This window comes from Paenibacillus sp. DP01, assembly GCF_044784315.1.
Lineage (GTDB): Bacteria > Bacillota > Bacilli > Paenibacillales > Paenibacillaceae > Paenibacillus > Paenibacillus polymyxa.
Map to the genome: position 1 here is coordinate 5,462,575 of NZ_CP173059.1, position 13,942 is coordinate 5,476,516.

Consider the following 13,942-nt stretch of genomic DNA (forward strand, 5'->3'; position numbering starts at 1 on the left):
ATTTATTTTAATATATGGTTATTCTTTTCCCACTCTCTCATGCCTTTACCATACAAAAATAGCCCCTCGGCAGACGCGCTACCTCAGGGCTATTCTTTATGCAAATATACGTTGCCTATCTTCAGCAACCAGCCTATCATCTACTCCAGTTCAACCCACTCGCCGAGCAACGTGTCCAGCTCCGCTTGCAGTCGCTCACGCACGTCCCACAGCTCCGCCATGCGTGCTGTGTCGCTGCTTGTGCCGAGCAGTTCCAGCTCGGCATCTGTCGCCGCCAATGCTGCTTCCTTGGCGGCAATCGCCCGCTCCAACCGCTCGCGGGACACAGCGGGTGGGCGGGACGGCTTCGCGGACTTCGCTCCGCGTGCCCCACTCCGGGCATCGGGCGCCCCCAATTGACCTGCCGCCCCGGAGCGAGCACGGCTCGCATCGGCTCCGGTGGTCGCCCCTGTCCGCGCAGCCGTTCCCGCATCATTGCTCGCTGCACTGGCGGGCGTAGCTAGGCCCGCGCCCGAGCCGCCACCAGATGCGGCTCTACCTGCAGATGCCGAGCGTACTCCTGCATCCGCTCCACGTTGCGAGTGGGCGTTTTCCAGCTCCCGCTTCTTCGCGCGGTATTCATCGAAGCCGCCTAGATAAAAGGACAACTTCCCGTTCTCCAGCTCCCACAAGCGCCCAGCCAGCTTGTTCACAAAGTAGCGGTCATGGGAAATGGCTAGCACCGTTCCCGTGTAGGTGCCCAGCGCTTCTTCCAAGGCCTCACGGGAATCGATGTCCAGATGGTTGGTCGGCTCATCCAGCACCAGTAAATTCGGCTTTTTCATAACCAGCAACGCCAGCCGCAGGCGAGACCACTCCCCACCGGACAGCATACTCACAGGTTTAAACACATCCGCACCATAAAATAAATACTTCGCCAGCTGCCCGCGTGCTTCGCCTTCTTCCAGCCCTGCTTCCTCCTTGAAGTAAGCAAGCACCGTCGCCCGGCTATCCCGTTCTCTCTCTTGCTGCGCCAAATATCCGTACTCGACGCGTGCGCCCCATTGGACCGTGCCTGCATCTACGCTTTCCTGACCAAGCAACAGCTTGAGCAGCGTCGTTTTGCCTGCACCGTTATCGCCTAGCAAGGCTACCTTTTCACCAAATTCCAGGCTGCCTGTTGCCCCGTTTAATATTTGACGTTCTCCATAGGCTTTGGTGATGTCCTCGAATTGAAGCACCCTGCGACCGGAACGATCCTCCAACTTTAGGTGAAACTCCGCACCTTGAGGGTCCAGTACAGGTCGCTTCACCAGCTCCATTCGTTCCAGCGCCTTGCGGATTGAGGCTGCTTTTTTGAAAAACTTTTCATTATCGCCATTGCGTCCCCACTCTTCCAAACGGCGAATGGTCTCTCTCATCTTTTTGATCCGCTTTTGCTGCTCCTTATAATCCTCAAATTGCAGCAGCAGACGTTCTTCCTTCTCCTTAACGTAGCCGCTGTAATTCGTATAGTACGTAAAGGCCTCGCCATCCTCCAGTTCGATCATCTTGCCGGCAACTCGATCCAGGAAATAGCGATCATGGGATACAACCACACACGCACCTGCGTAGCCCTGCAAAAATTGCTCCAGCCATTCCAATCCTTTCAAATCCAAATGGTTGGTCGGCTCATCCAGCAACAGCAGATCTGGTCGTCCAATGAGCTGTGATGCCAGCGCTATTTTGGTTTTTTCTCCGCCTGAAAGTGACTCGAAGTTGCGCGTATACATAGCTTTGGGAATACCTAGCCCATCCGCTATCTGATCCATACTGGCATCCATTTCGTAGCCGCCGTTACGCTCAAACCGCTCCTGTAGAGAAGCATACGTTTGCAACAGCTTCTCTAACAGCTCGGGATTCGCTGCCACAACCAGATCTGACATTTCCCGTTCCAGTGTGGTCATCTGATTGCGGCAATCCTTCAGTTCACGATAGGCGTAAGCCAGCGTTTCGTATACGGTGAAGCTTTCAAACTCTGCCGGGATTTGCGGCAAATAGCCGATTTTCGTATCTTTGGCGATAACGAGCTGTCCTTCATCCGGGTGGGACAAACGTGCAATTAGGCGTAATAGGGTGGTTTTGCCGCTTCCGTTGCGACCGATAAGCCCCACCTTTTCTCCCTTATGGATATCAAACGTTGCTCCATCTAAAATCAGATTGGCAGCGTGGTATTTTTTCAATTGTTGACCGTTTACAATATACATGTTCAGGCTCTCCTTTATTTAGGAAGACCCTTACCCAGGTAACACAAAAAGAGCCGCAGGAGCAACCCCGCGACTCTTCGGAAGGTACAGCAATCCGTTCGAGTTAAGGTAGGCGTCTTCTCGCGATGTTTACAACCGTATGATTAAAATTGGACAGACTTCTCCCGTTGTATGGAAAAGCATGAACAATGCCAGCCATAGCAATCGGCAGCTGGCTAATACGGTTGTTCAGCATCTCGTGATTCACCTACCTCACCCCCTTCTTCATAATTGGAAGTAGTATAACATGTTTTTTCAAATAACAAAAGGGAAAAATATCCTACTGGGCTATGACACGGAGTGGTGTCCTCTGATTGTCTGCGATGTGCCCGCTCTGGTAATCGAAAAAACGCCGCAGACAAAAGCAACAATCACAAATGCCCCGCCTACCCAAGCGTTCGTGGCAACAGAAGCGCTATTCTCAATCACTACCCCACCTAAGGCAGAACCGAGAGCGATCCCGACCTGGAGTGCGGAGAAATTAAAACTTTGCTGAATACTACCCGATTCGGGCGCATTTTCAATAAGATAACTTTGCATTGGGGGCGACAAGGCCCAGCTCAGGATTCCCCAGATGATCAGAAGCGGCACAAACACATACATCGAGTGAATCGAGAACGGCAGCAGGAACATCACAGCGATAAACACACCTACGACAATGAGAATACTTTTCGCTGTACCGAATCGGTCGGCCAAAGAGCCGCCAATAAAGCCGCCGCTCACTGCCGCCAATCCAAAGACAAAATAGGCGACACTCACCCACGAGGCGTTCAAACCCATCAGGTTTTCCAAAAACGGTGTGAAATACGCATACAACGTGTAGTGTCCCGCCAGTGTCAGCGTAGTGACCAGATGGGCACTGATCACTTTAACATTTTTCAAGGACTTCAATTGCTCACGCATAGGCACAACATGCTCTGTCGGAATCCGTTCCATAAACAAGTTCATAATGATCATAGAAACTACGGTCAACAAGGCAATAATCAGAAATAGCACCCGCCAGCCAAACGCATTTCCAATCAGCACCCCGGCTGGGATGCCTAGCACGATAGAGGAGCTGACCCCCATGGAGATCACACCGAGAACGCGGGCCTGATAAGCTTTGGACACCACTTTAACCGCAATGGTTAGTGACAATGTCACGATCAACGACCCACTTGCAGCAGTAACGATACGAGATATAAACAACACAGCATAGTTCGGACTCCAGAAAGCCAGCAGACTTCCCAGGATAAAGATAAACATCGACCACAAATACAGTCGTTTTCGTTCAATTTTGGCGGTCAACGCTAACAAAGTCGGCCCGGCAATAGCGTACACAAGCGCATAGATCATGATAAGCTGTCCTGCCGTGCTCACAGAGACATTCAAATCCTGTGCAATCTGGGGCAGCACACCACCAATAATCAACTCCACCAGACCTACCGTAAAGGTCGCAATGGTTAAAATAACTACTTTGAAGTTCATTACATTAGCTCCTTTGCTTTCATGTAAATCCCTCGTAACACGCAAAAAAATCCTGACCACAAGAAATGTACAAGACGTACACTTTTTGTAATCAGGATTTATCGGTTCCTGGTAGAGACCCTCAAACCATATTATTGAGGTTATACAAATGGGGCATTCATTTATTACGCTTCACGAAGGTTATAGCTATTACTATAAAGGAGCCTTTAGCTAAGTTCAACCCCTAGAGCCGCAAAAATTCGCTCATGGCACGATCCGACAGATAGGGTAAATACTCATGACCATATTCGTGATACACAAGCAATTCCTTGTCCGATACGATTTTATTGTACACTGCGAACTGTGTGGAAGGTGGGCAAATCACATCAGATAGCCCTGTCACGAATAGCACCCGTCCTCGAATACGGTCTGCTAAATGTTGAATGTCGATGTAGCCTAAGCGGTGAAACACTTCGCTCTCACGTACATGATTGGGATCAAACCAGCGAAAATAATAAACCAGTTCCTCATAGGCCGATGTCGTTGCATCCAGCGCCCAAGCTCTTTTATAATCCGACAGGAACGGATATACCGGTACCGCCACACGGACACGCGGCTCCAATGCAGCGCAGGCAACCGTTAGTGCCCCGCCTTGGGAGCAGCCAAATGCACCGATCCGTTCAGGGTCAACCTGCTCCATAGACATTAGAATGCGCACCGTCTGTACCGTATCCAAAAATACGTTGCGGTAATACAACCGATCCGGGTCCGGGTCGTCAATCCCGCGGATAATATGGCCGCGAACCGTCGTTCCCTGAACCTGCAAATTGTCCTCGGACAGTCCGCCTTGCCCTCGGCAATCCATAGCCAGCACAGTGAATCCGTGTGCCGCATAGCTCACCTTGTCGAACCAGTCGCCACTATCGCAGGAATACCCATGGAACATCGCCAAGGCTGGACCTTGTTCCGTAAGATGCTTGGGACGAGCCAGCTTCCCATGAACCCTCGCTCCGCCCACTCCAGTAAAATACAGATGGTAACACTCCACCAGCGGAGAGACAAATTCGGCAGGCTCAAGTGTATATTCCAGTGGCTGTCGTTCCAACTCCTGTAGCGCCCGTTCCCAGTACATATCAAAATCCTGCGGCTTTGGATTACTTCCCATGTATGACTGTAGCTGCTGTAAAGACATATCCTCCGGCATGTAAAATTCCTCCTACATCCGGCCGGACTCACGATCATCTGCGACTACTTCATCCGTCGCGATGACATACTTTATAATGTCAGATACTGTCGTGTATGCGATACCTACATACGTATCAGCGGCTCCATAATAAATCGCAATTCTTCCGGTGTCCGCATCATGCAGTGTAGCACACGGGAACACCACATTTGGCACAAATCCCCGCTCTTCGTACCATTCCTCTGGGGTCAACACGAAGTTGGAGGAACGATATTTGACTTTGGAAGGATCATCCAGATCAAGAACAGCTACACCCATGCTGTATACCAGTCCATTGCATGTGCCTGTCACCCCGTGATAGAACATCAGCCAGCCCTCTGTCGTCTCAATCGGTGCTGGTCCGCCACCAATCTTCACCGATTGCCACCAGCCCTGACCACCCTTGCTCATTACATGACGATGCTTGCCCCAATACACCAAGTCAGGACTTTCGCTCAGGAAAATATCACCAAACGGAGTATGACCACTGTCGCTCGGACGGGATAGCAACATAAAGTTTCCATTTAGCTTACGAGGCAACAGCACTCCATTGCGATTAAACGGCAAGAACGGATTTTCCAAGCGCACAAAGCTTTTGAAATCCTTCGTTTGTGCGATTCCCAGCGCTGCACCATAGAAATCTGTACACCAGATGATATAATACGTGTCTTCCACTCGAACCAGACGCGGATCGTAAGCATAATTAGGCTGATATTCATTTCCTTCCTCATCGACCATATGCAGACGCTCTGTCTCAATGTCCCAAGCCAGCCCGTCGTCACTCCAGCCGAGATGCAAATGCGGGCGTCCATTAATCGTTTCAGCACGGAATATCCCTACAAACCGTCCTTCATACGGAGCTACGGCACTGTTGAAAATACGGGCAATGCCAGGCACCGGATTTCGTCCAATGACCGGATTCTCAGTATGCCTCCATACTGGAGCCTCACTGCCTTCCGGCTTATCCTGCCAAGGCATTTTCGACAAGCTGTCTCCTACAATTCGTACGTTACCTACATCCAAATCCACATTCAATTTACTCATACTTAACTCTCCTCTCACCTAGACACTTCATTTTATTTTTTTCTATTTCACTGAACCCTGTGCAAATCCGTTATAGATATATTTTTGTAATGATAAAAATGCAACCAGCGTCGGAATAATCGCAATGATGATGCCTGCGCTAATGACTTCCCATTGCGAACCGTATGGCCCTTTAAACTTAAACAGTGCCGTCGATATCACCTGAAGGCTTGTTTTGGGCATATACAGGAACGGGGTGTAAAAATCGTTGTAAATATTAACACCCTTGATGATAATTACCGTCACAATGGCAGGCTTCAGCAGCGGCAAAATAATGCGCCAGTAGATGGTCAGATAGGAGGCCCCATCCAGCATGGCAGACTCATCCAGCGCCACCGCGATGGAATCCAGAAACTGAAGGAAAATATACACCGCGATAATATCGGTTCCTAAATACAGTAAAATGGCTGCCCAAGGTGTGTTAAACAGTTCCAGCTTGTTAATGATCTGGAATGTCGATACCTGTGTCGTCACCCCCGGAATGAGCGTGGCGAGTAAGAACGCACCCAGCATGAGACTTTTACCTTTAAATTTAAAGCGATTCAAAATATACGCGATCATGGAACCGGTCAACGTAGCCCCGATGATGGAAATCAGCAAAATAAAGGCTGTGTTCAAAAATCCGGTTAGCATATTTCCATCCACAAAGGCCTTGGCGTAGTTCGCCCAGTTCAGCCAGTTCACCGGGGGAGTCAGAGGACTGGTTGCCGCATATTCAGCCTTCGTCTTCAAAGATGCAAACAAAATCACAACAATTGGCAGTAGAGCAATGAACGCACCTAGCAATAGCGCACCATACTTGATGGTGTTTGCCAGTAATCTTTTTAGCTTATACATGATTAGTCCTCCTCCCCCCGAATCAGCAACCGCTGAAGCAGTGTAACAGCAACTACGATCAGTAGCAGAACAACCGCCATCGCTGAGGCTAAACCAACCTTGCTGTATTTAAATGCCACATCAATCGTCTGAATGACGAACGTCTTACTGCCGTTGGAGCCACCAGTCATAATGTAAGGAATATCGAATGCACTGATCGCGCCACTAATCGCCAAGATCAGATTCAGCTGCAAAATTCGCTTAATAGTCGGCAAAATGATAGAGCGGAACTGATGCCAGCGGTTGGCTCCGTCGATATCGGCTGCTTCGTACAGATCACTGGATATGGAAGAAATCGCACCTAGAAACACAATAAAGTTAAAGCCCATGTATCTCCAGATAGACGTACCAGCCAGCGAAATATTAATAATCTCCGGGTTGCCCAGCCACAGCTTGACATACGAACCCAATCCCATTGCCTGAAGCAGTGTATCAAGGGTACCGTCTGGCTTAAAAAAGAATAGAAAAATAAAACCAATCGCCACCCCGTTCATCAGGGAGGGAAAGAACAAAATGCCTTTAAAGAAATTTTTAAACCAGGTCTGAAAGCTGAGAATGGTTGCAAAATAAAGGGCCAAACCCATCTGTACAAACGTAGCTACAAAGTAATACAAACTGACCTTAAACACCGAGAAATACTCGGGGTCGGTAAAGATTTTGATATAGTTTTCAAAGCCCACATATTCCAGACGCTTACTATAACCATTCCAGTCCGAAAAGCTGTATTTAAACATATTGATCACCGGCAAGTACGCAAAAGTGACCAGCAGCGCCAGCGGAATAAATGAAAAGGCAACAATAATCGCTAATCTTTGTTTGGAGTAGCTGAGATTCGAAAATTTAAACATGCTGCACCTCCTGGCTATCCGTCCATCAACTGCCACTTCAATCTCTTCTTATGGTCAGTTCAGATGGCTATTTTGCTTCCTTGGCTGCCACTTCAGCACGCGCCTTCACCCATGCATCGTTCAGATCCTTCATAATGGTGTCATACGATTCCGGGCGGTTACCCACCGCTGCCTCAATAATTCGTTTCTTGAAATCAGGTTGCCACAAGCCGATTTCTCCCATTTTGTCGATTTTATCGACAATTCCTTCCTGCCCCTTCGGTGACGGAGTGAGCGCTTCAAAAACAACTCCCTCATTCTCATACTGCTTCAAAATGGCAGGCATTGCGGCACCCTTCAGCGGACTAATGCTGCCTGCCTGCTCTACAGCATAGTTGGACTTTTCGGTAAACCAATCCACCCAGGCACGGGCCGCCTCTTTATTTTCACTGTTTACATTAATACCGAGGTTAAAATCACCAGCCAGCGGTACAAGTACCTTGGAGGCATTCGTTGGGAAAGGCATGAAACCGATATCATCCTTGTTAGAAGCTACGCTTTTGATCTGATCAATCGCCCATGAGCCAAGCACCATCGTACCGATTTTGCCTTGAGCAAGATCCGCCTTGGAGGTCTCCCAATCCGTAGTCGTTGGATCTTTTTCAATCAGACCATTTTTAGCCGCATCGTACAGGACCTTGTACAGCTCATAGTGAGGCTGACCCTTCGTGAAATTATCATCTGTAGTCGGTTGTGTGACATTCACGTATTCCTTCGTACCTGCTACTGTTGCCAGGCTAGACTCCCACTGAGTCAGTGCCCAACCAGAGGCATAGTTGGTAAACAGCGGCACTGCCTTGGTTTTGTCCTTAATTTGCTGTAACGCTTTCAGGAATTGATCCGGTGTTTTAGGAATTTGTGTGATTCCTGCTTCCTTGAACACCTTTTTGTTATAAATCACACCCGAGTAAACCATCGCAATCGGAATACCGTAGCTGTTACCATCCACTGTACGTTCTTCAATGCCGGTATACTTGTTTTTCATCTCCTCATAAGTACCTAGAGGCTCGAAAAAATTGGGTAACTCTTCAATTGGAATGCTGCCAGGAATCAGCAAGACATCTCCGTAATCCCGAGTCCCCATCCGAATTTTAATTTGACCATCATAATCGGCCAATGCCTGAAAATTGACCTTCACGTTCGGATAAATTTTGTTAAATTCCTTGGCGTAATCCTGAAATACGGTATCCACAATATCTGTCCGCTGTGTGATCACCGTAATTTCCCCTTCCGGTCCCTTCGGATCAGAGCTGGTAGCTGGCGCATCCTTCTTTGAGGTACAGCCAGTAAACAGTCCCGCTAACAAAAGCACGGATAGTAATGACATTAAAACCTTGGACAACTTCATGAGACGACCCCTCCTGTTGTTTTGAATAAGGTTATCGTTAAACTAACAAAATCATTTTATTATGTTAGCGCTTACTGTGTCAATTACAATATTTTTTTGTAATAACAACACCCGAATGTTATGCAGAAACACAAATTAAGTATAGTTGACAGTTTATAAATACATAGATAAGATACCTTTTGTAAGGTTAACGATAAGCTAATAATTCATTTTCCGAAGGAGGCTTGTCTCTTGGAAACACTAGTACACGAAATTAGACAGGAATGGCAGGAACACATACTCCCATTCTGGCTCGGCTTGAAAGATGAAGCGCATGGCGGATTTTATGGCGAGGTAGACGCAGATCTGCACATCCATAAACAAGCGGACAAAGGTGGCATCGCCACTTCGCGGTTACTCTGGTCTTTCTCAGCAGCAGCCCGTGTAACAGGGGAACGTGCCTATGCACATGCGGCACGACATGCCTTTACATTTCTGCAAAATCATCTGCTCGACCCGTTACATGGCGGAATGTACTGGATGGTGGACTACACCGGGCAACCTGTGGATACGTGTAAACATGTATACGCGCAGGCATTTGCCATCTATGCGTTGGCAGAATATGCACGAGCTACGGATGACCCGAATGCATTGCCACTGGCAATGAAACTGTTTCACCTCGTGGAGCAAAAAGGGTATGATCCTGCTCTCCAAGCATACGGAGAACAATATGATCGATCGTGGAACGAGCAGCCTAATGAGCTACTCAGCGAAAATGGAGTTACCGCGCATATTACCATGAATACGCATATTCATGTTTTGGAAGCGTATACCCAATTGCTGCGCGCCTACCCAAACGAAGAGGTTCGAGACGCACTGAAGAACGTGCTGGACCTTTTATACCAGCGTGTTTACGATGCTTCCGCCCGGCGGTTGGGAGTATTCTTCGACCGCGAATGGCACTCTCTGCTTGATTTGACCTCATATGGTCACGATATCGAAGCCAGCTGGTTGATGGAGGACGCCATGAATGTGCTGGGTTATCATCCATCCGAGTATGTGAATATGGTGGTGGATATTGCCAGCGCGGTAGCTGAGCGGGCTGTTCAGCCAGACGGATCGCTCATCAATGAACGGGAGGGAGAGCGGGTAGACACCACACGTATCTGGTGGGTACAGGCCGAGGCAATGGTTGGTTTTTACAATGCGTTTCAGCGGACACAGGATGAACGATTTTTGAAAATTGTGCGAAATCTATGGACCTATACCCGGCAGTATATCATTGATCCGCGCACCGGAGGCGAATGGTTCTGGTCGGTTCAAGCGGACGGTAAGCCTGACGCGAGAGAGATTGCAGGCCCTTGGAAGTGCCCATATCATAACAGCCGATTTTGCATTGAAATGCTGGAAAGGATGGATAAACAATGATTCATAACAAATACGATGAGCTGCTAGCGCAGCAAGAAGAACTGATTACGCGCCCCAATGAGGTTAAAACCTCCTTTTACAATGGTATCTATGAACGCTACCTCTATCCGGTGCTCACACGCCATCATGTTCCCATTCACTGGCGGTTTGATCTGGATGCACAAACCAATCCCTTTTTCATGGAACGACTGGGTGTCAATGCAGCACTGAATCCTGGAGCGATCTATCATGAAGGAAAATACATTCTTGTTTCGCGCACCGAGGGACTGGACCGAAAGTCATTTTTTGCCTTAGCAGAGAGCGATAACGGCATTGATCAGTTTCGATTCGTTGACGCTCCCTTAGTATGGGATGATATCGACCCGGAAGAAACCAATATGTACGATATGCGGCTGGTGAAGCATGAGGACGGCTGGATTTACGGTATTTATTGCTCGGAGAAAAAGGACCCTGACGCGCCATCCCACGATACCTCCAGCGCTGTCGCTCAGGCTGGACTGGTCCGCACTCGTGATCTCCGCACATGGACCCGGCTCCCCAACATCACTACCCAGTCCCCGCAGCAACGTAACGTTGTCCTGCATCCCGAATTTGTGGACGGCCAATATGCCTTCTATACTCGTCCCCAAGATGGGTTTATTTCGACCGGATCAGGCGGAGGCATCGCGTTCGGTCTCTGCAAAGATATTACACAGCCCGTGATTGAACATGAGACAGTCATTGACGAGCGCTACTATCATACGGTATACGAAGTTAAGAACGGCCAAGGTCCTGCTCCGATCAAAACGAGTCGAGGCTGGATTCATATCGCTCACGGGGTACGCAATACAGCCGCCGGGCTGCGATATGTGCTGTATACCTTTGCCACCAGTCTGGAAGACCCTACGCGCGTCATCGCCAAGCCCGGTGGGCATTTTCTGGCTCCTTATGATGAGGAACGCGTGGGTGATGTTTCGAATGTTATTTTCTGCAATGGAGCAGTCGTTAATGAACGGGATGAAGTCTTCATATACTATGCGTCCAGTGATACCCGTATCCACGTGGCGACGACCACGATTGCCCGTCTGGAGGACTATACTTTCAATACACCATCCGACCCATTGCGTTCTCTTGGCAGCGCCGCTGTCCGCCGTGAGCTGATCCATCGCAATGAAGCGCTATTGCAAGCAAGCAACCGTCCTTCCCAGCGGATCTAAGCCGTAAGCTTTATCATGCTTGCGGAACCATGTATACTATCCATAGAACAATTGTTACCCGCAGGCTAATCGTTGTTCTATGGGCAGCTATGCTGCCAATCCTTGTATCTTTACAGAGCAGCTGCACCGCTAAGCTAATTGAATTTCTACAAGCGGATAAGCTATTCATATTCACCCCAGCATTTTGCAACCGTTATCTGGATGTAGGCAAAATGCTTATCTTTTTAAAACTGGAAGGCGGAACAGGAATGAAGAGCAACGTAACGATGCGGGATATTGCAGATAAGCTGGGAATAAGCAGCGTGACCGTGTCGAAGGCGCTCAATGACAAGGATGGGGTTAGCGAGGAGCTAAAAGAACGTATTAAAACGCTCGCGGTCGAAATGGGTTATCGTTTCAATACCGTTGCCAAGTCCATGAAAGAGGGGCTCACCTATAACATTGGTGTTGTCATCCCTGAACGTTTTACTGGTCCTGGCCAATCGTTTTATTTGCATATTTACCAGCAAATTTCACGGGCACTGGAGCCATACGGCTACTACGGTATCCTTCACATCCTTCATCGCGAGGACGAGGAGCAGCTTAATCTGCCACGTATCTATTACGACCGTAAGGTGGACGGCTTCATTCTTCTGGGCCAAGTGAGCAAGCCATATATTGAGCTGGTACAAACCATGGACCAACCTAAAATGTTTCTCGACTTTTATGATGAGCATGCCGATATCGATTCTGTGGTGACGGATAATTTTTACGGAGCCTACGAGCTAACTAATTATTTGATCGCCCAGGGACACCGGGATATTGCTTATGTGGGAAATATCTATTCCACCAGCAGTATTCAGGACCGTTTCCTCGGCTACTATAAATCCTTGCTGGAGCACAGGTTGCCCCTCCGTAACGAGTGGGTACTCAGCGACCGGGACGACGAAGGGTCCTATGTTGAAATGGATCTGCCTCAGCCACTACCGACCGCCTTTGTATGCAACTGCGATCAGGTCGCTCACAATCTGGTGCACCAGCTGATTGGTCTGGGATACCGCGTACCCGAGGACTGCTCTGTGGTCGGCTTTGATAACGATGTATACGCCACGCTTATTGTTCCGCAACTGACCACGGTCGGAGTAGACATTGAGCAAATGGCACGTACGGCGGTGGATTCAATAATGAAAAAAATAAGCCATCCCGGCAGTCGTTTTGGCCGAGTCCTCGTACAGGGTCACATTGTATATCGTGATTCCGTGCAGTCCCTTGAGAGGTGATCCGTGAATATCCTACAACCAAAAGCCGCTCAGCATGTCGCTGAAGCGGCCTTTGACGTTTATAAACTTTACAGCGTAATCACGGGCTTACCCCTCAATTAAGAGCGCTGGGCGACAAAGGAATTGCCCGTCCGATTGAGAATCGGCAGCATTCGCATTTCCTGTCCCATCGTGGCTTGGCAAAGTGGACAAGCCGGCTCGCTCAAAAAGGTAAAATCCGTTCTCATCCATCCGTTGCAACCCTCGTTGGTACACGACCAAATAGCCGTATTTTCCTCTGGAATGATTTCCGGGGCCTGGCGTCTGTACATCTATATCCCCCCTTGGTTGTTATAGGGGAACATCCCCCTGTCGGCATACTGTTAATTCCGTCCTGTGCGGGTATTAATATGCTCCAATCTACGGAAAATATGCGTATTTTACCAAAATTCTTATTTGCGGATAGCCTTGGTCCAGAAACCACCATGAAATTGCTTTGGCTCCACCGTAATGACAAAAGCCTTGGGATCCAGCTCCAGGATAGACTGATACAGCTTATTCTGGTTTTTACGCTTGGCCAAAATCTCCATTACGAGGCGTTCTCCATCACGTCCACTGCCCAGCCAGGCTGTAACGCCATACCCCTTGTCTCGCAGCGCATTGGCAATTCCTCCATTGATCTCATTGCTGATCACCTTCACGGTGACATAACCGAGCGCTATTTTTTCCTCAATCCACGCTCCAATAAGAATCCCCACTGCGTAGCCTATAGCGTATACCGCAAGACTTGCCACTTGATCCAGATACTTAAGCACGACATTCAAGCCCAACACATAAACTGTAACTTCCACGGTGCTGATGAGTGCAGCAATGTACTTCTGTCCTTTCAGCGTCAAAATCATGCGCAGTGTGTAGGCCGATACATAAATAAGTTGAATAACGAGAATAAACAATAAAATTTTGAGCATACGCTCA

13 protein-coding genes and 1 riboswitch are annotated in these 13,942 nt (G+C 48.7%); of the genes, 3 read left to right on the top strand and 10 right to left on the bottom strand.

Annotated features, from left to right (window positions below; all coding sequences use genetic code 11):
* Positions 1–140 precede the first annotated feature (140 nt).
* The 8 genes from abc-f to ACH59B_RS24140 all read right to left on the bottom strand — a co-directional run bounded on the left by abc-f (position 141) and on the right by ACH59B_RS24140 (position 9,126).
* On the bottom strand, positions 141–2,225 hold the full coding sequence (gene abc-f, locus ACH59B_RS24105; RefSeq protein WP_404302868.1) for a ribosomal protection-like ABC-F family protein: 2,085 nt from the start codon (positions 2,223–2,225) through the stop codon (positions 141–143).
* Positions 2,226–2,328: 103 nt separating this feature from the next.
* Positions 2,329–2,472 (bottom strand): RAxF-45 family protein, encoded by a 144-nt coding sequence (locus tag ACH59B_RS24110; protein WP_016822706.1) that lies wholly within the window; start codon positions 2,470–2,472, stop codon positions 2,329–2,331.
* 80 nt (positions 2,473–2,552) lie between these two features.
* The gene (locus ACH59B_RS24115) at positions 2,553–3,731 is read right to left on the bottom strand and encodes an MFS transporter (protein ID WP_404302870.1); all 1,179 of its coding nucleotides are present in this window, start codon (positions 3,729–3,731) and stop codon (positions 2,553–2,555) included.
* A gap of 68 nt (positions 3,732–3,799) precedes the next feature.
* Positions 3,800–3,899, bottom strand: a riboswitch (purine riboswitch).
* Between the two features lie 55 nt (positions 3,900–3,954).
* On the bottom strand, positions 3,955–4,914 hold the full coding sequence (locus ACH59B_RS24120; RefSeq protein ID WP_017426155.1) for an alpha/beta fold hydrolase: 960 nt from the start codon (positions 4,912–4,914) through the stop codon (positions 3,955–3,957).
* Between the two features lie 12 nt (positions 4,915–4,926).
* Positions 4,927–5,976 carry a glycoside hydrolase family 130 protein gene (locus tag ACH59B_RS24125; RefSeq protein WP_045244715.1) on the bottom strand — a complete coding sequence of 350 codons (1,050 nt, stop codon included), beginning with the start codon at positions 5,974–5,976 and terminating at the stop codon, positions 4,927–4,929.
* 42 nt (positions 5,977–6,018) lie between these two features.
* Positions 6,019–6,852 (bottom strand): carbohydrate ABC transporter permease, encoded by an 834-nt coding sequence (locus ACH59B_RS24130; RefSeq protein ID WP_016822702.1) that lies wholly within the window; start codon positions 6,850–6,852, stop codon positions 6,019–6,021.
* Between the two features lie 2 nt (positions 6,853–6,854).
* Complete coding sequence (locus tag ACH59B_RS24135; RefSeq protein WP_016822701.1) at positions 6,855–7,739, bottom strand: carbohydrate ABC transporter permease; 885 nt, start codon at positions 7,737–7,739, stop codon at positions 6,855–6,857.
* Between the two features lie 67 nt (positions 7,740–7,806).
* Positions 7,807–9,126, bottom strand: coding sequence for an ABC transporter substrate-binding protein (locus tag ACH59B_RS24140; RefSeq protein ID WP_016822700.1), 1,320 nt, complete (start codon positions 9,124–9,126; stop codon positions 7,807–7,809).
* Between the two features lie 231 nt (positions 9,127–9,357).
* On the opposite strand from ACH59B_RS24140, the gene ACH59B_RS24145 reads away from it, so the two are divergent.
* From ACH59B_RS24145 to ACH59B_RS24155, 3 genes are all read left to right on the top strand, one after another.
* Positions 9,358–10,533 carry an AGE family epimerase/isomerase gene (locus ACH59B_RS24145; RefSeq protein WP_404302874.1) on the top strand — a complete coding sequence of 392 codons (1,176 nt, stop codon included), beginning with the start codon at positions 9,358–9,360 and terminating at the stop codon, positions 10,531–10,533.
* A complete protein-coding gene (locus ACH59B_RS24150; RefSeq protein ID WP_017426153.1) occupies positions 10,530–11,729 on the top strand; it encodes a glycosidase in 1,200 nt (399 codons plus the stop codon). Before ACH59B_RS24145 ends, ACH59B_RS24150 begins: the two co-directional genes overlap by 4 nt.
* Positions 11,730–11,941: 212 nt before the next feature.
* On the top strand, positions 11,942–12,988 hold the full coding sequence (locus ACH59B_RS24155; protein ID WP_404302876.1) for a substrate-binding domain-containing protein: 1,047 nt from the start codon (positions 11,942–11,944) through the stop codon (positions 12,986–12,988).
* 98 nt (positions 12,989–13,086) lie between these two features.
* Here ACH59B_RS24155 and ACH59B_RS24160 read toward each other — a convergent pair whose 3' ends face one another.
* On the bottom strand, positions 13,087–13,299 hold the full coding sequence (locus tag ACH59B_RS24160; RefSeq protein WP_016822696.1) for a cold-shock protein: 213 nt from the start codon (positions 13,297–13,299) through the stop codon (positions 13,087–13,089).
* A gap of 120 nt (positions 13,300–13,419) precedes the next feature.
* On the bottom strand, positions 13,420–13,935 hold the full coding sequence (locus tag ACH59B_RS24165) for a DUF2179 domain-containing protein (protein ID WP_013373641.1): 516 nt from the start codon (positions 13,933–13,935) through the stop codon (positions 13,420–13,422).
* Positions 13,936–13,942 lie beyond the last annotated feature (7 nt).